Origin of the sequence: Dactylosporangium sp. NPDC049525 (genome assembly GCF_040676755.1) — a bacterium.
Classification (GTDB): domain Bacteria; phylum Actinomycetota; class Actinomycetes; order Mycobacteriales; family Micromonosporaceae; genus Dactylosporangium.
In genome coordinates, this window is sequence record NZ_JBFAPO010000021.1 from 119,224 (window position 1) to 141,736 (window position 22,513).

General features: G+C 71.1%; 18 protein-coding genes. 9 read left to right on the forward strand and 9 right to left on the reverse strand.

The window, feature by feature from the left end; all coding sequences use genetic code 11:
- Window positions 1-7: 7 nt before the first annotated feature.
- On the reverse strand, window positions 8-1,657 hold the full coding sequence (locus tag AB0K00_RS28055; protein ID WP_363525718.1) for a discoidin domain-containing protein: 1,650 nt from the start codon (window positions 1,655-1,657) through the stop codon (window positions 8-10).
- A 369-nt stretch (window positions 1,658-2,026) separates the two neighbouring features.
- Here AB0K00_RS28055 and AB0K00_RS28060 point away from each other — a divergent pair, with 369 nt between their 5' ends.
- The 3 genes from AB0K00_RS28060 to AB0K00_RS28070 all read left to right on the forward strand — a co-directional run bounded on the left by AB0K00_RS28060 (window position 2,027) and on the right by AB0K00_RS28070 (window position 5,677).
- Window positions 2,027-2,428 carry a hypothetical protein gene (locus tag AB0K00_RS28060; RefSeq protein ID WP_363525721.1) on the forward strand — a complete coding sequence of 134 codons (402 nt, stop codon included), beginning with the start codon at window positions 2,027-2,029 and terminating at the stop codon, window positions 2,426-2,428.
- Window positions 2,429-2,590: 162 nt separating this feature from the next.
- Window positions 2,591-3,697, forward strand: a complete 1,107-nt coding sequence (locus AB0K00_RS28065; protein ID WP_363525724.1) for a magnesium and cobalt transport protein CorA — start codon at window positions 2,591-2,593, stop codon at window positions 3,695-3,697.
- On the forward strand, window positions 3,698-5,677 hold the full coding sequence (locus tag AB0K00_RS28070) for an amino acid transporter (protein ID WP_363525727.1): 1,980 nt from the start codon (window positions 3,698-3,700) through the stop codon (window positions 5,675-5,677).
- Window positions 5,678-5,680: 3 nt separating this feature from the next.
- Here the strand turns inward: AB0K00_RS28070 and AB0K00_RS28075 are convergent, their stop codons facing one another.
- Genes AB0K00_RS28075 through AB0K00_RS28085 form a run of 3 tightly spaced genes read right to left on the reverse strand, consistent with a single transcriptional unit; the run spans window position 5,681 to window position 9,059 of the window.
- A complete protein-coding gene (locus tag AB0K00_RS28075) occupies window positions 5,681-7,852 on the reverse strand; it encodes an FtsX-like permease family protein (RefSeq protein WP_363525729.1) in 2,172 nt (723 codons plus the stop codon).
- A complete protein-coding gene (locus tag AB0K00_RS28080; RefSeq protein ID WP_363525732.1) occupies window positions 7,849-8,532 on the reverse strand; it encodes an ABC transporter ATP-binding protein in 684 nt (227 codons plus the stop codon). The genes AB0K00_RS28075 and AB0K00_RS28080 overlap by 4 nt, the downstream gene beginning before the upstream one ends.
- Complete coding sequence (locus tag AB0K00_RS28085; protein ID WP_363525735.1) at window positions 8,529-9,059, reverse strand: PadR family transcriptional regulator; 531 nt, start codon at window positions 9,057-9,059, stop codon at window positions 8,529-8,531. The genes AB0K00_RS28080 and AB0K00_RS28085 overlap by 4 nt, the downstream gene beginning before the upstream one ends.
- A 64-nt stretch (window positions 9,060-9,123) precedes the next feature.
- Here AB0K00_RS28085 and AB0K00_RS28090 point away from each other — a divergent pair, with 64 nt between their 5' ends.
- Window positions 9,124-9,717, forward strand: coding sequence for a hypothetical protein (locus tag AB0K00_RS28090; protein ID WP_363525738.1), 594 nt, complete (start codon window positions 9,124-9,126; stop codon window positions 9,715-9,717).
- Between the two features lie 17 nt (window positions 9,718-9,734).
- A complete protein-coding gene (locus AB0K00_RS28095; protein WP_363525741.1) occupies window positions 9,735-10,349 on the forward strand; it encodes a DUF4240 domain-containing protein in 615 nt (204 codons plus the stop codon).
- Here the strand turns inward: AB0K00_RS28095 and AB0K00_RS28100 are convergent.
- The 3 genes from AB0K00_RS28100 to AB0K00_RS28110 all read right to left on the reverse strand — a co-directional run bounded on the left by AB0K00_RS28100 (window position 10,346) and on the right by AB0K00_RS28110 (window position 16,266).
- Window positions 10,346-10,909 carry a hypothetical protein gene (locus AB0K00_RS28100; protein ID WP_363525744.1) on the reverse strand — a complete coding sequence of 188 codons (564 nt, stop codon included), beginning with the start codon at window positions 10,907-10,909 and terminating at the stop codon, window positions 10,346-10,348. The genes AB0K00_RS28095 and AB0K00_RS28100 overlap by 4 nt on opposite strands.
- A 726-nt stretch (window positions 10,910-11,635) precedes the next feature.
- The gene (locus AB0K00_RS28105) at window positions 11,636-14,122 is read right to left on the reverse strand and encodes a DNA topoisomerase IV subunit A (RefSeq protein WP_363525747.1); all 2,487 of its coding nucleotides are present in this window, start codon (window positions 14,120-14,122) and stop codon (window positions 11,636-11,638) included.
- A 23-nt stretch (window positions 14,123-14,145) separates the two neighbouring features.
- Window positions 14,146-16,266 carry a DNA topoisomerase IV subunit B gene (locus tag AB0K00_RS28110; protein ID WP_363525750.1) on the reverse strand — a complete coding sequence of 707 codons (2,121 nt, stop codon included), beginning with the start codon at window positions 16,264-16,266 and terminating at the stop codon, window positions 14,146-14,148.
- Between the two features lie 185 nt (window positions 16,267-16,451).
- On the opposite strand from AB0K00_RS28110, the gene AB0K00_RS28115 reads away from it, so the two are divergent.
- Window positions 16,452-18,092 carry a methyl-accepting chemotaxis protein gene (locus AB0K00_RS28115; protein ID WP_363525752.1) on the forward strand — a complete coding sequence of 547 codons (1,641 nt, stop codon included), beginning with the start codon at window positions 16,452-16,454 and terminating at the stop codon, window positions 18,090-18,092.
- Here the strand turns inward: AB0K00_RS28115 and AB0K00_RS28120 are convergent.
- Together AB0K00_RS28120 and AB0K00_RS28125 are read right to left on the reverse strand one after the other, a co-directional pair.
- On the reverse strand, window positions 18,082-18,627 hold the full coding sequence (locus AB0K00_RS28120; protein WP_363525755.1) for a hypothetical protein: 546 nt from the start codon (window positions 18,625-18,627) through the stop codon (window positions 18,082-18,084). The genes AB0K00_RS28115 and AB0K00_RS28120 overlap by 11 nt on opposite strands.
- A gap of 15 nt (window positions 18,628-18,642) precedes the next feature.
- The gene (locus AB0K00_RS28125) at window positions 18,643-19,191 is read right to left on the reverse strand and encodes a hypothetical protein (RefSeq protein WP_363525758.1); all 549 of its coding nucleotides are present in this window, start codon (window positions 19,189-19,191) and stop codon (window positions 18,643-18,645) included.
- Window positions 19,192-19,275: 84 nt separating this feature from the next.
- On the opposite strand from AB0K00_RS28125, the gene AB0K00_RS28130 reads away from it, so the two are divergent.
- From AB0K00_RS28130 to AB0K00_RS28140, 3 genes are read left to right on the forward strand one after another with little or no spacing between them, the layout of a single operon-like run.
- Window positions 19,276-20,241, forward strand: a complete 966-nt coding sequence (locus AB0K00_RS28130; RefSeq protein ID WP_363525761.1) for a sulfite exporter TauE/SafE family protein — start codon at window positions 19,276-19,278, stop codon at window positions 20,239-20,241.
- 28 nt (window positions 20,242-20,269) lie between these two features.
- On the forward strand, window positions 20,270-21,910 hold the full coding sequence (gene pgi / locus AB0K00_RS28135; RefSeq protein ID WP_363525763.1) for a glucose-6-phosphate isomerase: 1,641 nt from the start codon (window positions 20,270-20,272) through the stop codon (window positions 21,908-21,910).
- 30 nt (window positions 21,911-21,940) lie between these two features.
- Window positions 21,941-22,489 carry a hypothetical protein gene (locus tag AB0K00_RS28140; protein WP_363525766.1) on the forward strand — a complete coding sequence of 183 codons (549 nt, stop codon included), beginning with the start codon at window positions 21,941-21,943 and terminating at the stop codon, window positions 22,487-22,489.
- Window positions 22,490-22,513: the final 24 nt, after the last annotated feature.

Below are 22,513 nucleotides of genomic sequence, written 5' to 3' on the forward strand. Positions count from 1 at the left end.
GTTCCCCCTAGATCTGCAACCAGAGCGCCGGAGTGTTCGACGGCTCCCAGGTCACGATCGACGTGTGTGCCTGCCGGCACTGGTAGTTGAGGCCGGAGTACGAGACCCGGTCACCCACGTGGTAGGCGGTGCTGGGCGCCCAGGCCGGGTACTGACCGGGAGGCGGCGTGGTGCTGCCCGGCGGGCTGGACGTGCCACCGGGCGGGCTGGAGGTGCCAGCCGGAGGCGAAGGACTGGTCCCGCAGGCGCCGTACACCTGGAACTCGAACAGCGAGTACCCGTACCCGGTGGCGCGGGCGGTGCCGTACATCCGCACGTATCTGGCGGTGGCGTTGACGGCCAGGTCCTCCACTCCGCCGGCGCCGTACAGGTTGTTGACCGCGACGGTCCATGGGCCGCCCGCCGCGTTGGACACCTGTATCTGGTAGGCCGACGCGTACGCTGCCTCCCAGGTGAGCTTGACGCGGCTGATGGGAACGGCGCCGCCGAGGTCGACCTGCATCCACTGCGGGTCGGAGAACAGCGAGGACCAACGGGTGGCGAGGTTGCCGTCCACCGCGTACTGCGGCGCCAGCGTCGCGTTCTCGTTGCCGGAGGAGGTGGTGGGCCTGCCCTGCGAGATCAGCGGGCCACAGGTCGACGGCCCGGGGGTTGGTGATGTCCCGGTTCCGTCGCCGGGTCCCAGCGCCGGGGGCGGCGCGTTGGCCGGGCCGGTGTAGGCCGCGACGTAGTCGACGTCCAGGTGCCCGCCGCCACCGGTGCCGCTGCTGAGACAACCGAGGGTGTTGCACGGCATCTCACCGCCCATGGCGAGGTTCAGGATGATGATGAAGCCGTGGTTGGTGGCTGCGTCCCACGCGGCCGGGTCGATGTTGCCCCCGCGCTGCGTGCGCCACACCTGGCGGCCGTCGACATACCAGGTGGCCGAGTTGTCGGCCCGGGACCAGTCCAGGGTGTAGCGGTGCATGCCCTTGGTGCACGCCATCGGCGTACAGCCGGACGGGCCGCCGTTGCCGACGCCGGACTTCTCGTTGCACACACCCCCCGGAGAGGTGCCGCAGTGCATGGTCTGCCAGGTCCGGTTGGCTCCATTGACCGACTCCATGATGTCGAACTCGCCGACACCCGGCCAGTTCCACCAGTTCCCCCGGTATGGGCCGCCCAGCATCCAGAAGGCCGGCCAGTACCCGGCGGAGTTTCCGTTGGGCGCCTCGGGAAGCTGCAGCCGGGCCTCGACCCGCAGCTTGCCGCCGGCGGGCGGTTGGAAGTCGGCCCGGTTGGTCTCGATCCGGGCTGCCGTCCACGGACCCAGTCCGCCGCCGGTGGCGGTGATGCGCAGGTTTCCGTTGGCCACCGACACCGCACTGGCCGAGGAGGTCTCGACCTCGCCGGTGCCGAAGTTCGCCGGGCCACCCGGGTACGACGTGCCCGCATCGACCTGCCAGTTGCCACCGTTGAGGCTGTTGCCGGTGAAGTCGTCCAGGAAGTTCGGGGTCCAACCGGTGGGGGTGGGCGGTGCGGCCGCCTCCGCGTGGAACGCCGTGGCGACCGGGACGGCCACCACCGCCGCCGCGACCGCCGCCGCGGCGAGGATTCTGATCCTGGTTCGGTGCCGTGTCTCGGGCATGGCGGCGCCCGAGTCTGATTGTGCTGTCATCGCTTCCCTCCGAAGGGTGCAGATGTCAACGGACGACTGAGCCGGTGTCGGTTCGCCGTTCCGGCGGGGCAAGCTATCGGCGAACCGGTCCGGTGATGCTGAGAGCGCTCTCAGGCGTTGATAATTGTTAATACAGTTAAGAGCTATCACTGTCAACACCAGAGGCCATTCCTGCAGCAGTCATCCCAGCTCAAAGCGACTTTTATCAACTCCCGAAGAATCCCTGCCGCAACTCAATCAAGGATCTCGACACTCCAGAGAGCGCTCTCTCCACGATCTCCGCCGCACCGCGGGAGGCACTGTCCGGAGTGCTGAATCCGCCCATCGACAGGTCTTGAAGCCTGGGCTACCCGGGAGTAACTTGACCGGATGCGAATGGTGGCACAGGTCATCGCGGCGGTCGGGATCCTCGTCGAAGGCGTGGTCGTCGGCGCCGCCCTGTTCGTGGTCGGCGGGGTGATCGGCGCGTATTCGATGTCGCTCAACGGCGCTGACCCCAGCCACGCGCAGGTCGCGATCCGCGTCGCCGCCGTCGTGCTCGGGCTGCTGCTGGTCGCCTTGAGCGGACGGCTGCTCGTCGCGGCGCTGCGGCAGCGCGCGGCCCGGCGCTGGACGATCGTGGCGCTGGTCGTGCAGTGCGTGGTCGTCACGATCGCCGGGGTCGCGCTCGGCTGGCAGGTCTTCGCCGTCACGCTGCTCGTGCTGGGCACGCTCTTCTATGTCGTGCTCGACGAGAGCGACGAGCCGGCCAGGGCGCTGCCCGGCAGCTGACCCACTGCACCCCGCCGCCGCTCCCGGGCACTGCCCGGCAGCTGACCCACTGCAGCCCGTCGCCGCGCCCGGCCGCTGTCCGGGAGTGACCGCGGCACACCAGGCCCCGCCACGATCAACGCGGTAGCGTGTCGCGGAGCGCGACGCGAAAGGGGCTCAGCAGTGCAGCAGGTCAAGGTTGGCCGGACGGTCGGCCGGATGATCGGCCGGATGATGCGCCACCTCCAGCCGGAGGCGCCGCTGCCCCACCTGCTCGCCGACGCCTCGCAGGACGACGCGGTCGTCGACTGCGCGCTCTACGTGCGTGGCGTCCGCCAGCCCGGTGGGCAGACGTTCCACGAGGCGTACGCGGCGGCCCGCCGGCGGCGCAACGGGTTCGTCTGGCTGGGCCTGTTCGAGCCGACGTGGGCGCAGTTCGCGGCCGTCGCCGAGGAGATCGGCCTGGACGACCTCACCACCGAGAAGGCCCTCGCGGCCGAGCGCCGGCCCGCGGTCGAGCGCCGCGGCGACGTGACGATGCTGGTGGTCCGCACCGCCCGGTATGTCGAGCACGCCCAGCTCACCGCCACCTCCGAGGTCGTCGACACGGGCGCGGTGACGCTGCTCATCGGCGCGCACTTCGTCGTGTCCGTCCGGCACGGCGGGGCCGGCGCGCTCGCCGACGTGCGCCACCACCTCGAGCAGCGCCCGGCGATGCTCGGCCACGGCCCGTGGGCGGTCGCGTACGCGGTGTGCGACCGGATGGTCGAGGTCTACCACGAGGTCGCGCAGGACGTGGAGCAGGACGTCGAGCAGCTGGAGCAGACCGCGTTCCTGCGCGTGGGCGGCTGCGACGTCCAGCAGATCTACCAGCTGAAACGGGAGCTGGTGGAGTTCAAGCGGGCGGTACTGCCGCTGCAGGCGCCGCTGCGGCGGATGAACGACCCGGCCGTCGTGGAGATGCCACCGCAGCTGCGGCAGTACTTCGCCGACCTGCTCGGCCGGCTCACCCAGGTCGTCGACCGGGTCTCCGGGGACAACGAGCTGCTCGACTCGATCCTGCAGGCCCGCCTCGCCCAGGTCGGCCTGGACCAGAACAACGACATGCGTAAGATCGCCTCGTGGGCCGCGATCGCCGCGCTGCAGACCGCCATCGCCGGGATCTACGGCATGAACTTCGAACGCATCCCGGGACTGCAGTGGCAGTACGGCTTCTACCTGACAATTCTGATCATGGCCGCCGGTTCGGTGGTCCTGCACCGTTTGTTCCGACGATCTGGTTGGCTGTAGATGACCGCACCTGAATACCTCCTGCCCGCGAAGGTCGACAGCCCGGCGCCGCCGAGCCCGCCGGGCAACCCGGTCAGCCGCTGGCTGCTGGCGCACCGCGTGGCCCCGATCGGCCCGGAGGCGCAGGAGGATCACGCCGAGCCACAGGCCTGGTGGAAGGTCATGTCGCTGACCGGCGTCGACTACTTCTCCACGCTGTCCTACCTGCCGGCGATCGCCGCGCTCGCCGCCGGTGCCCTGTCGCCGCTGGCCACTCTCCTGATCGTCGCGCTGACCCTGCTGGGGATGCTGCCGATGTACCGGCGGGTCGCCCGGGAAAGCCCGCACGGCCAGGGCTCGGTGGCGATGCTGGAGCACCTGCTGCCGTTCTGGCGCGGGAAGCTGTTCGTCCTGGTGCTGCTCGGCTTCGTCGCGACCTCCTGGATCATCACGATCACCCTGTCAGCCGCCGACGCCTCGGTGCACATGAGCGAGAACCCGGTCTTCCCGGACTTCATCCACGGCCACGAGGTCATCATCACGGTCGTGCTGCTGCTCATCCTCGGCGGCGTGTTCCTGCTCGGCTTCAGCGAGGCCGTCGCCGTGGCCATCCCCCTCGTCGCCGTGTTCCTGCTGCTCAACGCCGTCATCGTGGTCGTCGGCACGATCGACGTCTTCACCACCGCCGGCGCGCTCGCCGACTGGCGGCACGCGCTGACCACCGAACACGGCAGCGGCTTCGGCGGCCTGGTCCTGCCGGCGCTGGTCGCGTTCCCGTCCCTGGTCCTCGGCCTGTCCGGCTTCGAGACCGGGGTCAGCATGATGCCCCTCATCGCCGCCGACGGCACGACCGACGAGGAGCGGCGCGCGTCCCGGCTGCGCAACACGAAGCTGCTGCTGACCACGGCCGCCGTCATCATGTCGGTGTACCTCGTGGCGACCAGCTTCATCACGACGGTCCTCATCCCCGCGAAAGAGTTCCAGCCGGGCGGCGCCGCGAACGGCCGGGCTCTGGCCTACCTCGCGCACGAGAAGCTCGGCAACATGTTCGGCACCGCCTACGACGTCTCCAGCGTCCTCATCCTGTGGTTCGCGGGCGCCTCGGCGATGGCCGGACTGATCAACATCATCCCCCGCTACCTGCCGTCCTACGGCATGGCGCCCGAGTGGGGCCGCGCCGTGCGGCCGATCGTGCTGGTCTACACCGCGATCAGCGTCGGCATCACCATCGCCTTCGGCGCCGACGTCAACGCGCAGGCCGGCGCCTACGCCACCGGCATCCTGGCCATGATGGTCTCCGGTGCGGTCGCCGTGACCATCTCCGCCGCCCGCGCCGGCCAGCGCGCCGCCACGGTCATGTTCACCGTGCTGACCCTGATCCTGCTGTACGCCCTGGTCGCCAACGTCATCGAGAAACCCGACGGCATCACGATCTCCGGCATCTTCATCGCCGGCATCGTCGTCGTGTCACTCGTCTCGCGGGTCACCCGCACCACCGAGCTGCGCGCCGACGCCATCGAGTTCGACGATGCCGCCCGCCGCTTCGTCACCGACTCCATCGACTACGACGGCGAGCTCAACCTCATCGCCCACCGCGAGTCCGGCGACGAGGCGGAGTACGCGGACAAGGAACGCGAGCAGCGCGGCGTCAACCCGGTGCCCGGCCGCGCCGACGTCCTCTTCCTCGAGGTCACCGTCGTCGACCCGTCCACGTTCAGCGGCACCCTGCACGTCCGGGGCGTGCAGGTCGGCAACCACCGCATCCTGCGCACGGAGAGTCCCGCCGCCCCGAACGCGATGGCCGCCATCCTGCTTGCCCTGCGCAACGCGACGGGGGTCCGCCCGCACGCCTACTTCGCGTGGGCCGAGGGCAACCCGCTCGGCCATCTCTTCCGGTACCTGATCCTCGGCCGCGGCGACACCGCCCCGGTCGTGCGCGAGATCATCCGCTCCGCCGAGCCGGACCCGGCCCGGCGCCCAGGGATCCACGTCGGCGGCTGACGGTCACTCGAAGCGGACCGTGTCGTGCCTGGTCGCGATGTCCATGAACGGCAGCGCGATGAGCGACACCGCGAACGCCGCGAGGGTCGCGGCGCCGAGCCCGGCGAAGAAGCCGGCGTCCGGCCAGTTCCACTGCCCTGACGGTATCGACACGGACGTGCCCAGCATCGCCAGCCCGACGCCGCCGAGCACGCTGAGCGCCAGCGGCAGCCCGATCTCGAGCATGACGACCCCGCGCAGCTGGCCCAGGCGCATGCCGGACGCGCGCAGCACCGCGAACGGGCGCCGGCGCTCCAGCACGCCGTTGATCACCGAGACGGTCAGGCTGCACGCGGCGACCAGCAGGACGAACACCATGGCGTAGGGCAGCACGTTCGCCAGGCCGGTGACCGATCCGGCGGCGTTGCGGCGCGGCAGGTCCTGGCTGGTCTTGCTGCGCGACAGCGGCACCGCGACGGCGGCGACGGTGCGGATGCGCTCCTGCGCCGCGACGGTCCCGTCGGTCCGGATGAACAGCGTCTGGATCGCCAGCTGACCGGCGTCCGGGCCCGGCTCGGCGAAACCGTCGGCGACGAAGATCCCGTCGGCGCCGCTCGCCCCGGGGTACGGCAGCTCGAACAGGTCCTCCAGGGCGAGATAGTCCTCGTTGCCCGTCGGACCCTCGACGTACCGCGGCAGCGGGCAGCCCAGGTCCGTCACCTTGGCCAGGTCGGCGCAGGAGATCACGACCTGGCGGGACGGGTCGCGCCGAGCGATCGTCACGTCACCGGTCATGAGCGGGGCAAGGACTTCCTCGGGCACGCCCTGCACGTGGACGGCGACGACCCCGCCGTCCAGCACCGACGGGGTGTCCGCCGCCGCTGGCTTGCCCTGCGCCGCGACGAGGGCGATGGAGGTCGCCACGTACATGGCAAGGGCGGCGCCGCTGATGGACCGGAACGCGCTGTACGGGTCGGCGGCGATCCGGCGCGCCACCATCAGCGTGGTCGGGCCGGCGCCGAGCCGGGCCAGGCCACGGGCGGCCCAGTGACACACCCAGGCCCCGACCAGGAAGAAGCCCACCAGCGTGGCCAGCGAAGCGACGGCGGCGAGCAGCGCCACGTACACGGGCGGCTCCTGGTCGGGGTCGTTGCTCAGGTCGGCGGCGTACCACGAACCGAGGATCCCGAAGGCGAGGGGCAGCAGCCGCCAGGCCCGCGGTGCCCGGCGACGCCCGCGCCGGAACACGCCGAGCGGCATCGCCTGCACCGCGGCGAGCGTCACCAGTGCAGTGCCGACGGCGAGGACGAACACCGCGGTGAGCGCCACCACCGCCGGCACCACCGGTACCCGGATGTCCTGCGGGAAGATCGGCATGCCGTGGCCCAGCGTGATGCCCTGCGCGAAGACCGGCCGCAGCGCGGCGAAAGCCCCGCAGCCGACCGCGATCCCGACGAGCGCCGCGCCGGCGGTCTCGGTCGCGGCGAGCGTCGCGGTCTGCAGCCGGGTCGCGCCGGCCAGCCGGAGCGCGGCGAAGCGCTGCTCGCGCCGCACCCCGCCGACCCTGGCGGCCATGGAGACGAAGACCGCGACCGGGCCGATGATGAGCGCGGCGAGCAGCCCGAGGAGGACGCCGAGGATGGCGTACAGGTCGAGGCGCTCCCCCGGCTGCTCGATGCCGTGGATCTCGATCGTGCCGGCGGTGGCGCGCATCTGCTCCGGCGTCCGCCCCACGATGCCGACCAGTTCGTCGGGCATGATCAGGCCGGCGTCGCCGATCGTGCCGACGATCCTCCCGGGGAACCGGTCGCGCAGCTGGTCGTCGGGCACGGACCGGAGCAGCTCGGCGAGCGCCGGCGACACCAGCACCTCGCCCGGGCCCGGCAGCCGGCCGACGCCGGGCGGCACCGGCGGCCGCTCCCCCAGCGCCGCGACGTGCACCCGGATGACGTCCTTGCCCGCGTACCGGTCGGTGACGGCGAGCCACAGCGCCGGGTCGGGTGCGGTCGCCGGGCTGGCCGAGTCGGTGCGGTGCCAGGCCAGGCGGTCCACGTGCCGCTGGCTGATGGGCAGCCCGGTCAGGCTCAGCAGGAGCAGCATCACGCCGACCGCGACGCCGATCGTCATCAGCGCCATCCGAGCGACCGCCTCCCGCCCGCCGCCGAACGCCATCCTGATGCCCAGCATGAGGTTCATGACGCCCTCGACATGGACGCCGGCAGCACGATCCGCCCGTCCCGGACGGTGACCTGGCGGTCGGCGTACGCCGCGACCCGTGCCTCGTGCGTGACCACCACGACGCCTGCGCCTTCGGTCTTCGCCGCCGTCACGAGCAGCTCCATCACCTCGTCGGCGGCGACCGAGTCGAGCGAACCGGTGGGCTCGTCGGCGAACACCACGCGCGGCCCGGCGATCAGGGCGCGGGCGATCGCCGCCCGCTGGCCCTGCCCACCGGAGACCTCCCCGGCCAGCCGCTGCCCGACGTCCTGCAGTCCCAGCCGCGGCAGCCACTGCTCCGCGGCCGCCAGAGCGGCCCGCCGCCCCTTGCCGGCCAGCAGCAGCGGCAGCGCGATGTTCTCCAGCACCCGCAGCTCCGGCACCAGCTGGCCGAACTGGAACACGTAGCCGAACACGCTCCTGCGCAACCGGCTCCGCTCCCGGTCCGGCATCCGGTTGACCGGCCGGCCCTCGAAGATCACCTCGCCGGAGTCCGGCTGGAGAATGCCGGCCAGGCAGTGCAGCAGCGTGGACTTCCCCGCGCCGCTCGGCCCCATCACGGCGAGCACCTCACCCGCGGCGACCGCGATGTCCACGCCGCGCAGGGCCGGCGTCACCCCGAACGTCTTGTGCAGCCCCTGTCCGACCAGCACGCTCATGGCCCGATCTCCATCTCGTCGGCGAAATGGTCCAGGCGGCCGGACGCGTGGTCGATCCACCGCAGGTCCGCCTCGATGTGGAACAGCTGGAAGTCGATGAGCAGCCCGGCTCGCAGCGAAGCGGTGCGGCGCGCCGAGGTGAGCTCGCGCATCACCTTGAGATGCGCCTCGCGTTGCGTGTCGAGATAGTCCAGTGCGGGCCGCCCCGCCATCAACGCCAGCAGGACCTTCTGGAACAGCACCGTCTGGAGCTGCGGCTGCGGCTCCTCGGGTTCGGACAACCAGCGCTCCAAGTCCGTCACCCCTTCCGCGGTGATCGAGTAGCGCTTGCGGTCCGGACCGGCACCGGACTCGACGCCGGCGATCGTGACGAGCCCGTCGCGCTGCAGTTGCGCAAGCGTCCGGTACACCTGGCCGAACCGCACCGGCCGGACGGCGCCGAACCGCCGGTCGTAGGACTGCTTGAGGTCATAGCCGTGCCGGTCGGCCTCCTGCAGCAACCCGAGCAACGCGTACGACACCGTCATGCCGGCCGACTATACCCGGCGGGTATACCCGGTGGGAATAGCTGCCCTGCTACGCTTCGCACCCATGTCCTTCACGTTCATCACGGCCGCCCGGATCGCCATGCCCCGCAAGGGTTTCGACGCGTGGCTCGACACCGCCATCGGTGCGTCCATCTCGAATCCGGCCGCGATGTTCTCCGGCTGGTACTGGTCGGACCGCGTCTCCCCCGCCGACTGGAGCGACGTCGCAACCGGCGTGACGCCCCGCGACGTGCTCACCGCACGGGTCAACGACACCGAGGCGCTCACGGTCCTGCGGTACCAGGACGGCGCCCTGGAGGCGTACCTGTGGACGGTCGGCTACTCCGGCGCCTGGGAGGCTCCGGCCCGGCGGCTGCTGCTGATGCTGGCCGGCGCGGCCGCCTTCAAGGACGACGACACCGAGGATCACGTCCTGTTCTGGGAGGACGCCGCCGGCGCGCTCCCGACCCGCAACGAGGACGCCCTGCTGTCGCTGCTGGCCGTCGGCAAAGGGCACGCCCGGTTCGTCGGCAGGCGCCCCCTCGCGGACCTGCTCGCCCGGCTGGAGCCGGTCGAGGAGGCCTTCGCCGACCTCGCCGAGTCCCTCGAGGACAGTGACGACCCCCAGGGTCACCTCGCGGTGCTGGACACGCCCTGACGCGGGCGCGTGCGAGTATGCGAGCCGTGGACATGGACCGCTGCTGGGACATCATCGAGGCGGCCCGGGCCGACGCCGCCGTCGACTGGAAGGGTCTGGGCGAACACGACCTCGACATCGCCCTGGCGACCGCGTTGATCGAGCGCCTCACCCGGCTGAGCGCCGACGAGATCGCCGGGTTCGACGTGCGGGCGTCGTCGCTGCGCGGACACCTCAACCGGGACGACGTCTACCACGCCGCGTTCCTGATGACGCACGGCTGCGGCGACGACGGCTTCAGCGACTTCCGCGCCGGTGTCGTCGGACTGGGCCGGCACTGGTACGACCTCGTGCTGCGCGACCCGGACAACCTCGCCGAGCACCCCGCGGTGCGCGGCATCGTCACGGGCGACGTGGACCAGCACGTCCTGCGGATGGAGACCTTCCAGTACGCGACCACCGACGCGTACGGCCAGGTCACCGGCGACGAGGACGGCCTCCACGACCACGCGGACCGGGTCGCGGCCGCGATAGGGGACGACCCGTCGCCGCAACAGCCGCCCCCGCCGAGGCAGCTGCCACGGCTCGCGGCCATGTTCCCCGCGGCCCAGCGAACCTACGAGCTGTTCCACCCGCCGCAGCGGAGCCGTTAGTCCCAGTCGCGCTGGATCTCGTCGTGCATCACCCGCATGATCGGCGGCAGCAGGTCCGGCGGGAGGCCGTCGACCCCGACCTGCCCACGGACGACGGCCGTCGCCGCGGCGGTCCAGGGCCCGCTCGCCTGCCCCGGCGGCACCGCCCACGACATGAGGCAACCGACCTCGACCAGCGCGCCGAGCATCGCGTTGCGGGCCGGCGGGGTGCTGGCGGGCGACTGCGGCAGCCCCTCATAGAGGCGACGCTGGGCGGCCTCCCGACCGGCGTGGTCAAGCAGCAACTCCCGGCGCTCCCGCGGAACGAACCCACGGTACTGCGGCGCCGACCGCCCCTCGGCCACCAGCCGATCGAGCCACGGCTGCAGCGTCTTGAACGAGGCGCGGATACCCTTGCGCAGCTCCTTCCCGGCCGGCACCGGCGCACCGGCCAGGATGCCGTCGAGAATCTCCGACGTACGCAGCGCAAACCGGATCCCGGGATGGACAAGGACGTTGCGCGGCTCGACCGGATGCAGGGCGAGCATCATGATGTCCTCGGCGAGGGACGGCGTCGACATGCGGCGACCGTAACGACCACACCGCCGTGGGAGCGTTGCCAAACCGACAGAACGGTCCGTCTCAGCCGACACTGTGCGCTACCTCAAACCCGGTCGGGCCTCATTCCGATCCGGCGTCGGCCCGCTGCGCAGAACGCGACCGGCTCACCCCGCCACGCCGCTGCGACCGGGCGGCGAGCACGCTGCCCGCGGTGGTGGAAACGGCACCGGCGCCCATCACATACCGGGGCGAACGCCTCGTCGATCAGCCCGGGTGGCACCGATGCCCTGCCGATGGCGAGCGGGGTCTGTCGACGTCGCATCCCGCGGCCGAGCAGCAGCGGTCGCGGGGGCGTCCTGTCGCTCGGCAGGACGGATGGGCGGTCCGGTGACCCCGGCAGGTGAGCTCGACGGCGTCGCGGACTGGAACGGTGTCAGAGCCCGATCCGCGGTTGCGGTGCCGCATCTGGCTGGGGCACTTGTCCCGGGCCGATTCGAGCACCCGCAGCATCCGTGCGGCTGATGGCTCGAGCTAGCGGAGCGGCTCGGTGGTGCCAGCGCGCTGCCATGGCGGTCCGGGCCGCCGGGCAGGCGCCTCGCCCGCACCACGGCGGGTGCCGTGCAGTGCGGGCGGACCGGTGCGTCCTCGCGAGCCGCCGCGGATCGTCAGTCGGCGGCCCGCCACGCTGATGATGCAGGGTCATCCGCGCTGGTGGTGCGGGGTCAGCCGCGCTGGTTGTGTCGGGGTCAGCCGCGCTCGACGAGGTGGCCGACGATCTCGGGGGCGCGCAGCTGGGCGCCTGAGCCGTCGCGGCGCTGGTCGGGGGCGGGCAGGTCGCGGGGCTCGCCCTTCGTGGTGGAGGCGGCTGGGCGGGGGCCGACCCAGGCGAGGACCAGGCGGGTCTCGCCCTTGAGGAAGCGCTGGGCTCGCACGCCGCCGGTGGCTCGGCCCTTCGCCGGGTAGAGGCGCAGCGGGGTCATCTTGGCGTTGCCGATGGTGGCGGTGACGACCATGGGCTCGCCGTGCTGCGGGTCGTGGGTGTTGACGGCGCCGAAGAAGAGGACCTGGGAGCCTTCGGGGAGGGCGATGCCGGCCATGCCGCCGCCCTTGAGGCCTTGCGGGCGCACGAGCTTGGCGGGGAAGCGCAGCAGCGACGCGTCGGAGGTGACGAACGCGAGGGTCTCGGCGCCGTCGACGAGCCAGGTGGCGCCGATGACCTCGTCGCCGTCGCGGAGGCCGATGACCTCGAACTCGTCGGCGCGGACGGGCCACTCGGGGGCGCAGATCTTCACCATGCCGTTGCGGGTGCCGAGGGCGAGGCCGGGTGAGCCTTCGGCGCCCGGGCCGGCGAGCGGGGCCAGGGCGACGACGGTCTCGCCGGCCTGGAGCGGGACCAGCTCGGCGGTGGACATGCCGCCGCGCAGGGAGACGGTGCCGGTCTGCTCGGGCAGGACCGGCAGCGGCAGGACGTCGACCTTGAACGCCCGGCCGAGGCTGGTGACGAGCAGGACCTGGCCGCGGGCCGTGGTGTGCACGACGCCGCGGACGGTGTCGTGCTTGTCGCGGCCGGCCTTGCGGCTGCCCTCGGGCGCCTCCTCGGACTCGGCGGCGGTGCGGGCGACAAGGCCGGTCGTGGACAGCAGGACCTGGCACGGGTCGTCGGACACCTCGAGCGGGCCGGCGGGGACGGACGCGGCGAGGACCTCCTTGAGGTCGCCGTCGATGAGGGTGGTGCGGCGCGGCTGGGCGAACTCCTTGACGACGGCGGCGAGCTCGTCGGAGACGACCTTCTTGAGGATCTTCTCGTCGTCGAGGATCTGGCTGAGCGCGGCGATCTCCTCGTTGAGGCGGGCCTGCTCGGCCTCCAGCTCGATGCGGTCGTAGCGGGTGAGGCGGCGCAGCGGGGTGTCGAGGATGTAGGTGGCTTGGATGTCGCTGAGGCCGAACTCGCTCATGAGCGACGCCTTGGCGGCGGCCGCGTTCTCGCTGGCGCGGATGAGGGCGACGACCCGGTCGATGTCCAGCAGCGCGACGAGCAGGCCGTCGACGAGGTGCAGCCGATCCTGGCGCTTCTTGCGGCGGAACTCGGTGCGCCGGGTCACGACCTCATAGCGGTGCGCCAGGAAGACCTCGAGCAGCGGCTTGAGGCCGAGGGTCTGCGGCTGGCCGTCGACGAGGACGAGGTTGTTGACGCCGAAGGACTGCTCCAGCGGGGTCAGCCGATACAGGTCGGCGAGCAGCGCCTGCGGGTTGACGCCGACCTTGCACTCGATGACGAGGCGGGTGCCGTTCTCCCGGTCGGTGAGGTCCTTGACGTCGGCGATGCCCTGCAGGCGCTTCGTCTTGTTGACCTCGTCGGTGATCTTCTCGATGACCTTCTCGGCGCCGATGCCATAGGGCAGCTCGGTGACGGTGATCGCCTGGCGGCCGCGGCTGCCTTCGAGCAGGCCGATCTCGATCCGGCCGCGCATCCGCACGACGCCGCGGCCGGTCTCGTAGGCGCGGCGGACCTCGTCGAGGCCGAGCAGCAGCCCGCCGGTCGGCAGGTCGGGGCCGGGGACGAACTCCATGAGCTTGTCCAGGGTCGCCGCCGGGTGGTTGATGAGCCACCGGGCCGCGGCGACGACCTCGCCGAGGTTGTGCGGGATCATGTTGGTGGCCATGCCGACGGCGATGCCCGAGGAGCCGTTGACCAGCAGGTTGGGGAACGCGGCCGGCAGCACCGACGGCTCTTCGAGGGAGCCGTCGTAGTTGGGCCGGAAGTCCACGGTGCCCTCGTCGAGCTCGCCGACGAGCAGCATCGCCTCCCGCGACATCCTTGCCTCGGTATACCGGGAGGCGGCCGGGCCGTCGTCCGGGGAGCCGAAGTTGCCGTGGCCGTCGATGAGCGGCACGTTGAGCGAGAAGTCCTGCGCCATGCGGACCATGGCGTCATAGATCGCGCTGTCGCCGTGGGGGTGGTACTTACCCATGACGTCACCGACGACGCGGGAGGACTTGACGTGACCGCGGTCGGGGCGGTGCCCCTGCTCGCTCATCGAGAACAGGATCCGGCGGTGCACCGGCTTGAGGCCGTCCCGCGCGTCGGGCAGCGCGCGGGAGTGGATGACCGAATACGCATACTCCAGGTAGGAGTCCTCGACCTCGGTGATGAGCGGGTTGTTGAGGACCCGCGCACCCGCCTGATCGAAAGCGGACAGGTCGGCCTTCACTGGTGTGGCCTTGCGTGCCATGTCGGCGAACTACCCTTCCTGACTCAGGCGTCGATGTTCTCTTGGTCGACCCGCGGCGCGGCGTCGATGAGCCAGTTGCGCCGGGGCTCGACCCGCTCACCCATGAGCAGCTCGAGGACCTCCTCGGCCTTCTCGACGTCGTCGAGGGTGATCCGTCGCACGGCCCGGGTCGCCGGATTCATCGTGGTGTCCCACAGCTCGTCGGCGTCCATCTCGCCGAGACCCTTGAACCGCGGGATCGGCGTGACGACCTGCTTGCCGGCCTTCTCCAGCCGGGTGACGGTGCTGACCATCTCCGCCTGCGTGTACGTGTAGATCGTCTCCGGGTTGCGGCCCTTGGTGACGATCTTGTGCAGGGGCGGGACGGCGGCATAGAGCCGGCCGTCGGCGATCGCCGGGCGCATGTACTTGGCGAACAGCGTGATGAGCAGCGTGCGGATGTGCGAGCCGTCGACGTCGGCGTCGGCCATGATCAGAATCCGCCCGTAGCGCATCGCCTCGAGGTCGAACGTGCGGCCCGAGCCGGAGCCGAGCACCTGCACGATCGCGGAACACTCGGCGTTGTCCAGGACCTGCTGGATGTTGGCCTTCTGCACGTTGAGGATCTTGCCGCGGATCGGCAGCAGCGCCTGATATTCCGAGGAGCGGGCCATCCGGGCGGTGCCGAGGGCGCTGTCGCCCTCGACGATGAACAGCTCGCTGCGCTGCACGCCGGTGGAGCGGCAGTCGACGAGCTTCGCCGGCATCGACGCGCCCTCCAGGGCGGTCTTGCGCCGGGCGGCGTCCTTCTGCTGCTTCTGGGTGAGGCGCACCCGCGCCGCGTCGACGATCTTCTGCAGGACGGTGCGGGCCTCGACCTTGGTCTTGCGGGCCTCGACCCACGCCTTCACCTGCTGCTCGACGATCGCCTGCACGACCCGGGTGACCGGCGCCGTGGACAGCTCGTCCTTGGTCTGCGAGGTGAACTGCGGCTCCGGGATGCGCACGTGGATGACCGCCGTCATGCCCTCGAGCACGTCGTCGAGGGTCGGCAGGTCCTCCTTCGGCCGCAGCAGGCCGCGGGTGTTGCGGATCGCGTCGGCGAGTGCCCGCAGCGCGCCGCGCTCGAAGCCGCGCCGGTGCGTGCCGCCGTGCACGTTGCGGATCGTGTTGGTGAACGACTCCACGATCCGCTCATAGCCGGTGCCCCAGCGCAGCGCGATCTCGATCTCGGCGCGGCGTTCGACATTGGCCTTCATGACGCCGTTCTCGTCGGCGGCATTCTCCTTGTAGGTGCCCTCGCCGGTGATGTGCAGCATGCCGCAGACGGCCCGGTCGCCGGACGGCGCCAGGAACTCCACCATGTCGGCGAGGCCGTTGGGATACTGGAATGTCTCGGTGGCGATCTGCCCGCCGGTCGCGTCCTTGAGCACATAGACGACGCCGGGCACGAGGAACGCGGTGTTGCGCAGCTTGGTGCGGACCGTCTCGATGTCGAGCGTGGCGCCGGTCTCGAAATAGCGGGCGTCATGCCAGTAACGGATCGAGGTGCCGGTGGACTGGCCCCGCTTCATCCGGCCGGTGACGCTGAGGCCCGAGCGGCGGGTGAACGGCGCGGCCGGGCCTGGGCCGTCGAAGTCGCCGGGGACGCCGTGCTGGAAGGCCATGTGGTGGACCTTGCCGCTGTGGCGCACGGTCACGTCGAAGCGGTGCGACAGCGCGTTGACCGCGGACGCGCCGACGCCGTGCAGGCCGCCGGAGGTCTTGTAGCCGGAGCCGCCGAACTTGCCGCCGGCGTGCAGCCGGGTCAGCACCAGCTCGACCCCGGACATGCCCGACTTCGCGTGCACGTCGACGGGAATACCGCGGCCGTCGTCGTCGACCTGGACGGAACCGTCGGCGTGCAGGGTCACCTCGACGCGGGTCGCGTGCCCCGCGATGCCCTCGTCGGTGGAGTTGTCGACGATCTCGTTGAACAGGTGAGCGACGCCGCGGCTGTCGGTCGAGCCGATGTACATGCCGGGCCGCTTGCGGACAGCGTCCAGCCCTTCGAGGAGCGTGAGGTCGTCAGCCCCGTACATGGTCTCGGGTTGTGCGGTCAACTCGATGCTCTCCAATGATCCTGGTGCGCTGCTGCCCGCGAGCGTAGCCGCAGGGTCTGACATTTCCGTGGCACCCTCGCCGGATGTGGTGCCCGACGCGTCGGGAAAACCAAACCCGGCACGCCAGGAACAGCAGCCCCGGACCCGGAAAACCAACTGACAGGTTGCTTCTCAGGTGCGGTCAGGTCACGCCGATGTCCCGGTCAGACGCTGTTTCCATGCCGTACGCCCGAATGAGGTGCACCTCCGTGACCGCTTCCGACGCTCCGTCGCGCTCCGGTCCGCTGCGCGCCTTCCACGACATGCGGGTCGGCGGCAAGATCTACCTGGCCGTCGTCATCGTCATCCTCGTGGCGATCGGGGTCGGCGGCCTGTCGATCGCGCGGATGAACACGCTCAACGACCGGCTCACCACGATCAAGGAGCAGAACGTCGACGGTCTGCGCCACGTGGACGCGGCCCGCGGCGGCATCGAGAAGATGTACTCGGACCTGGCGTTCTTCTTCGCCACCACGGGCGGTGGCGGGCAGGGCCCCAGCCTCGCGGAGTTCGTGCAGATGACCCACGCCGACGACAAGATCGTCGACAATGCGATCGCGGACTACCGTTCAGTGAAGCACGGCAAGAACGAGAGCGCAGTCCAGGCGTTCGAGAAGGCATCCACACAGTACCGCGGCCTGCGCGACACAGTGGCGTTCCAGCAGCCGCCGCCGGCCGGGATGACGATCCCGACGGAGCTCCAGGCGCTGATCAAGGCGTTCGACGACGGTCAGACGCGGATGGACGACGCGTTGCAGGCGCTGGTCGACGCCGAGGTCGCCGACGCCAACGCGCAGGTCAAGGCGACCGCGGACACATTTCACGCGGCGGTACGCCTGATCGTCGCCGTGATCGTCGTGGGGCTGCTGCTGGCGGTGCTGCTGGCCACGGCCATCACCCGGCGGATCGTGCGGCCGCTGCGGGAGGTGTCGGAGTCCCTGGCGAAGGTGGCGTCCGGCGACCTCACCCACACCGTCCCCGTCACGTCCCGCGACGAGGTCGGGCAGATGGCGGCGTCGCTCAACCAGGCGACCGAGTCGGTGCGGGAGACGGTGCGGGCATTGCGTACCAGCGCCGACACGCTCTCGTCCAACTCCTCGCAGCTCACGTCGCTCAGCGACCGCATCGCGGTGAACGCCGACTCGGCCAGCACCCAGGCCAGCTCCGCCGCGCACAGCGCGGACCAGGTGTCGCGCAACATGCAGACGGTCTCCACCGGCGCCGACGAGATGGGCTCGTCGATCCGCGAGATCTCCGCCAGCGCCAACGAGGGCGCCCGGGTGGCCGCGCAGGCCGTGGCGGTGGCACAGTCGACGAACGCGACGATCGCGAACCTCGGCGAGTCCTCGGCGCAGATCAGCTCGGTCATCAAGGCGATCACGTCGATCGCCGAGCAGACGAACCTGCTCGCCCTCAACGCCACCATCGAGGCCGCCCGGGCCGGCGAGTCCGGCAAGGGCTTCGCCGTCGTCGCCGGCGAGGTGAAGGACCTGGCGCAGGAGACGGCGAAGGCGACCGAGGACATCTCCCGCCGGGTGGAGGCGATCCAGGCCGACACCGGCCGCGCGGTCGAGGCGATCAGCGAGATCGGCGACATCATCGCCCGGATCAACGATTATCAGACGACGATCGCCAGCGCCGTGGAGGAGCAGACCGCGACGACGAACGAGATGAACCGCAACGTCGGTGAGGCCGCCAACCTCGGCGCGGAGATCGCCGCGCACATCAGCGGGGTCGCGACGGCCGCGCAGGCCACGGCGCAGAGCACCGGGGAGAGCCGGCAGGCCGCCGCGGAGCTGGCGTCGCTGTCCGACGAGCTGCGCGGCCTGGTGTCACGGTTCAGGTACTGATCGAGCCGCGGAAGCTCGCGACCGCCGCGATGATCTCCGCCTCGGTGCGGTCGTTGAGCCGCAGCGGTACCAGATAACGCACCCGACCGCCCACGCCGACGACGAGCGTGCGGGCGAGCAGGACCCGGCGCGGGCCGGCCCGCTCGACGGACTCCCACGGGACCCACACCGCGCGGGCCCACAGCGCCCGCGAGTTCCTGACCCAGAGACCGGCGTGGTCGAGGGCGAGCACCGGGCCGGCCGCGACGATCAGGCGGACCCCGACGGCCACCGCCGCGGCGAACATCAGCAGCGCGCAGCACCCGAACGCCACGACCGCGACGGCGTCGCCGCCGGTGCGGTCCGGGGACTCGCCGGCGAGCAGGCCGAACGCCAGCAGGCCGGTCAGCGGCGCCCAGACGGCCAGGAAGACGGCGCCGAGGAACACCGCCACCCGGGCGGCGCTGCGCCGCACAACGAAGGGCAGGTCGTCAGGAATCCGTTTCTGGGGCGCCGGCGGCGCGCCACGCCAGGACGGCGGCCTCGGTGCGGTCACGCGAGCAGGATACGGTCAGGCGCTCGTGCGGTCGATCCACGAACGGTAGTCGCCCCCGGTGCCGTGCGACTCCAGGTAGTACTCACGCAGGTCGCTGCGGGTCATGAACCCGGCGAGGAAGAACAGCAAGCCCGCCGCGAAAAGCCCGGCGGTGCCGTGCACCCACAGATACCACTCCGGCACCGCCCGCGCATACTCCTGCCGCAGCAGCTCCGGCTCCTCGCCGGTCGGCGCGACCGCCCACTCGGGCCCGCCGACGAGCCCGCACAGCAGGGCGAGGGCGAGCAGCGGGCCGATGACCCAGACCGCCGCCCTGATCTTGGGGTTGTGCCGGCGGACGACCAGCACCAGCACCAGCATGATGACGGCACCGACGGAGGCGACGAGCAGGTTGTTGTGGTAGTCGGCCTCGACCTGCTGCAGCTGCCGCGGTGACATGAGCACGCTGTCCATCGCCGCCAGGTCGCGCTGCACGACAGCCGTCACGCCGGCGTCGAGGGCGAGCAGCGCGGCGGTCGCCGCGACGGACCAGAACACCACCCGGACCTGGGTACCAACCTGCATCGCCACACGCTATCGGGGTGGTGTCCACCCCCGCAGCCCGGTTTCGAGCCGACCAAGACGACCGGCATAGTGCACAATTCTGCGGTGGATCCTGTGATGGCCCTGGCCGGGCTCGGTGTCGGCGTCGTCGTCGGCCTCACCGGCATGGGCGGCGGCGCCCTGATGACACCGATCCTGGTGCTGTTCTTCGGGATCCCTCCCCTCGCGGCGGTCTCCAGCGACCTGGCGGCGAGCGCGGTGATGAAGCCCTTCGGCGGCTGGGTGCACGCCCGCCGCGGCACGGTCAACTGGGCGCTGGTGCGGTGGCTGTGCCTGGGCAGCGTCCCGTCGGCGTTCCTCGGCGTGCTGCTCATGCGGGCGCTCGGCGACGGCGAGTCGGTGCAGGACATCGTCCGCCTGGCGCTCGGCGTCGCGCTCCTGCTCGCCGTCGCCGGGCTACTGCTCAAGGCGTACAAAAGCGGAAAAGGTGAAAAGTCCGACAAAGCGCTGACAGTGCGCCCCGTCCCCACCGTGCTGCTCGGCGCCCTCGGCGGGGTGGTGGTCGGGATGACCTCCGTCGGGTCGGGCTCGCTCATCATTGTGATCCTGCTCGCGCTGTACCCCATGCTGCGCCCGAACGACCTCGTCGGCACCGACCTCGTCCAGGCCATCCCCCTGGTCGCCGCCGCGGCCCTGGGCCATGCCATCTTCGGCGACCTGCAGCTCGACCTCGCCGCCGCGGTCCTGGTGGGTTCCGTGCCCGGTGTGCTCATCGGCGCCCGGCTGTCCTCGCGGGCGCCGGCCGGCGTGGTCCGCGCCGCGCTGGTCATCGTGCTGATCGCCAGCGCGCTGAAGCTGTTCGAGGTGCCCACAGCCGCGGTCGGCGTCGTGGTCGCGGTCACCACGGTCGCGGCGATCGTGATCGCGACGCGCCGACGTCCGGCGTTTTCGGCGGGGGTACCGGCAGCGCCGGCCGAACCGGTCGACGCGCTCGCCATCGCGGGGTGGGACCAACCGCAAGATCGGCGCACGGAGGACGAGACGGACGCGAAAGGGGCACAATCCCAGTGAGAGTGTGACCTCGCTGAAGGAGTGCTTGATGTCTCACGGCCGACTCAACCAACTGCCCGAATGGGCTGCGCTGGCGAAACACCGCGCCGAGCTGGGTGAGGTGCACCTGCGGGACCTGTTCGCCGACGACCCACAGCGCGGCGAGAAGTACTCCCTGCAGGTCGGCGACCTGTACCTCGACTACGGCAAGCACCTGGTCACCGACGAGACCCTCGGCCTGCTGCGTGACCTGGCGGCGGCGCGCGGGGTCGCGCAGCTGCGCGACGCCATGTTCCACGGCGACCGGATCAACTTCACCGAGCACCGGGCGGTGCTGCACACCGCGCTGCGCGCGCCCCGCGACGCGGTCGTCGAGGTCGACGGCGAGAACGTGGTGCCGAAGGTGCACGCCGTGCTGGACCGGATGGCGGCCTTCGCCGAGCGGATCCGCTCCGGCGAGTGGACCGGGTTCACCGGCGAGCGGATCACCACGATCGTCAACATCGGCATCGGCGGCTCCGACCTGGGCCCCGCGATGGCGTATGAGGCGCTGCGCGCGTACACCGACCGCAACCTGGAGATGCACTTCGTCTCCAACGTCGACGGTGCCGACCTCTACGAGGCGGTCCGCGCCGCGGACCCGGCCAAGACCCTGTTCATCGTGTCGTCGAAGACGTTCACCACGATCGAGACGATCACCAACGCGACCGCCGCCCGGCAGTGGATCCTCGACGCGTTCGGCGACGACGCCGCGGTCGCGAAGCACTTCGTCGCCGTGTCGACCAACGCGGGTGAGGTCGCGAAGTTCGGCATCGACACGACCAACATGTTCGAGTTCTGGGACTGGGTCGGCGGCCGGTATTCCTACGACAGCGCGATCGGCCTGTCGCTGATGATCGCGCTGGGCCCGGACGGCTTCCGGCAGATGCTCGACGGGTTCCACGCGATGGACGAGCACTTCCGCACCGCCCCGCCGGAGCGCAACGCGCCGCTGCTGCTGGGGCTGCTCGGCATCTGGTACCGCAACTTCCACGACGCGCAGACCCACGCCGTGCTGCCCTACAGCCACTACCTGTCCCGGTTCACCGCGTACCTGCAGCAGCTGGACATGGAGTCCAACGGCAAGTCCGTCGACCACGACGGTCACCCGGTCGAGTGGCAGACGGGCCCGGTCGTGTGGGGCACCCCCGGCACCAACGGCCAGCACGCCTACTACCAACTGATCCACCAGGGCACGATGCTCATCCCGGCGGACCTCATCGGCTTCACGCAACCGGCGCCCGGCCTCGGCCGCTTCGCCGACCAGCACGACCTGCTGATGGCCAACCTGTTCGCGCAGGGCCAGGCGCTCGCCTTCGGCAAGACGTCCGAGGAGGTCGCGGCGGAGGGTGTGGCCGCCGAGGAGGTCCCGCACCGCACGTTCCGCGGTGACCGGCCGACCACCACGATCCTCGCCGACCAGCTCACCCCGGGGGTGCTGGGGCAGCTCATCGCCCTGTACGAGCACAAAGTCTTCGTCCAGGGTGCCATCTGGGACATCGACTCGTTCGACCAGTGGGGCGTCGAACTGGGCAAGGTCCTCGCCAAGCGGATCGAACCCGCCCTCACCGGCGCCGGCGCAGACCTGTCCGCGCTGGACTCCTCGACCGCGGCCCTGGTCGCCCGCTACCGGGCGCAACGCGGCCGCTGAGTGCCGTTCACCGACGACGAGCTCGCTCGGATGTCCCCATCCGAGCGGGCCGACCTAGCCCGGCGCCTCACCCGCCTGGCGCCGCCGCCGATCCCGTCGGGGGCCGACGCCGAGCGCGCCCGACGCCGGTTCGTCGTCGTGGTCGCCACCGCCAGCCTGCTCATGATCCCGTGGGTGGCGGCCCTGGCGTGGACGCTGCCGCCGCGGTACCTCGCCGGGCACTGGCGGGCCACCTGGGTGGGCTTCGACCTGGTCCTCGCCGCCGCCCTCGCCCTCACCGCGTGGGCGGCGGTGCGCCGCCGCCAGATCGTCGTGCTGACCGCGATCGTCAGCGCCACCCTCCTGGCCAGTGACGCGTGGTTCGACATCATGACCGCGGCGGGCCCGGACCGCTGGGTCAGCCTCGGCACCGCGCTGCTGATCGAGCTGCCGCTGGCCGGCTGGCTGTTCTACACCGCGCACGCCCTGATCCGCCTCAGCATGCGCCGCCTGCTGACCCTGGCCGGCCAGACGGTCATCGACCTGCCGCTGCGGCGCATGCCGCTGTTCGGCGTGCCACCCCGCCGCCGCCGTCGTTAGCTGTCGTCGTTAGCTACGGTGCCG

What these genes read in the sequence shown, in the direction of transcription:
- AB0K00_RS28055 (WP_363525718.1), bottom strand. Translation starts at nt 1,657, where the DNA reads ATGACAGCACAATCAGACTCGGGCGCCGCCATGCCCGAGACACGGCAC.
- AB0K00_RS28060 (WP_363525721.1), top strand. Translation starts at nt 2,027, where the DNA reads ATGCGAATGGTGGCACAGGTCATCGCGGCGGTCGGGATCCTCGTCGAA.
- AB0K00_RS28070 (WP_363525727.1), top strand. Translation starts at nt 3,698, where the DNA reads ATGACCGCACCTGAATACCTCCTGCCCGCGAAGGTCGACAGCCCGGCG.
- AB0K00_RS28075 (WP_363525729.1), bottom strand. Translation starts at nt 7,852, where the DNA reads ATGAACCTCATGCTGGGCATCAGGATGGCGTTCGGCGGCGGGCGGGAG.
- AB0K00_RS28080 (WP_363525732.1), bottom strand. Translation starts at nt 8,532, where the DNA reads ATGAGCGTGCTGGTCGGACAGGGGCTGCACAAGACGTTCGGGGTGACG.
- AB0K00_RS28085 (WP_363525735.1), bottom strand. Translation starts at nt 9,059, where the DNA reads ATGACGGTGTCGTACGCGTTGCTCGGGTTGCTGCAGGAGGCCGACCGG.
- AB0K00_RS28090 (WP_363525738.1), top strand. Translation starts at nt 9,124, where the DNA reads ATGTCCTTCACGTTCATCACGGCCGCCCGGATCGCCATGCCCCGCAAG.
- AB0K00_RS28095 (WP_363525741.1), top strand. Translation starts at nt 9,735, where the DNA reads ATGCGAGCCGTGGACATGGACCGCTGCTGGGACATCATCGAGGCGGCC.
- AB0K00_RS28100 (WP_363525744.1), bottom strand. Translation starts at nt 10,909, where the DNA reads ATGTCGACGCCGTCCCTCGCCGAGGACATCATGATGCTCGCCCTGCAT.
- AB0K00_RS28105 (WP_363525747.1), bottom strand. Translation starts at nt 14,122, where the DNA reads ATGGCACGCAAGGCCACACCAGTGAAGGCCGACCTGTCCGCTTTCGAT.
- AB0K00_RS28110 (WP_363525750.1), bottom strand. Translation starts at nt 16,266, where the DNA reads ATGTCAGACCCTGCGGCTACGCTCGCGGGCAGCAGCGCACCAGGATCA.
- AB0K00_RS28125 (WP_363525758.1), bottom strand. Translation starts at nt 19,191, where the DNA reads ATGCAGGTTGGTACCCAGGTCCGGGTGGTGTTCTGGTCCGTCGCGGCG.
- pgi (WP_363525763.1), top strand. Translation starts at nt 20,270, where the DNA reads ATGTCTCACGGCCGACTCAACCAACTGCCCGAATGGGCTGCGCTGGCG.
- AB0K00_RS28140 (WP_363525766.1), top strand. Translation starts at nt 21,941, where the DNA reads ATGTCCCCATCCGAGCGGGCCGACCTAGCCCGGCGCCTCACCCGCCTG.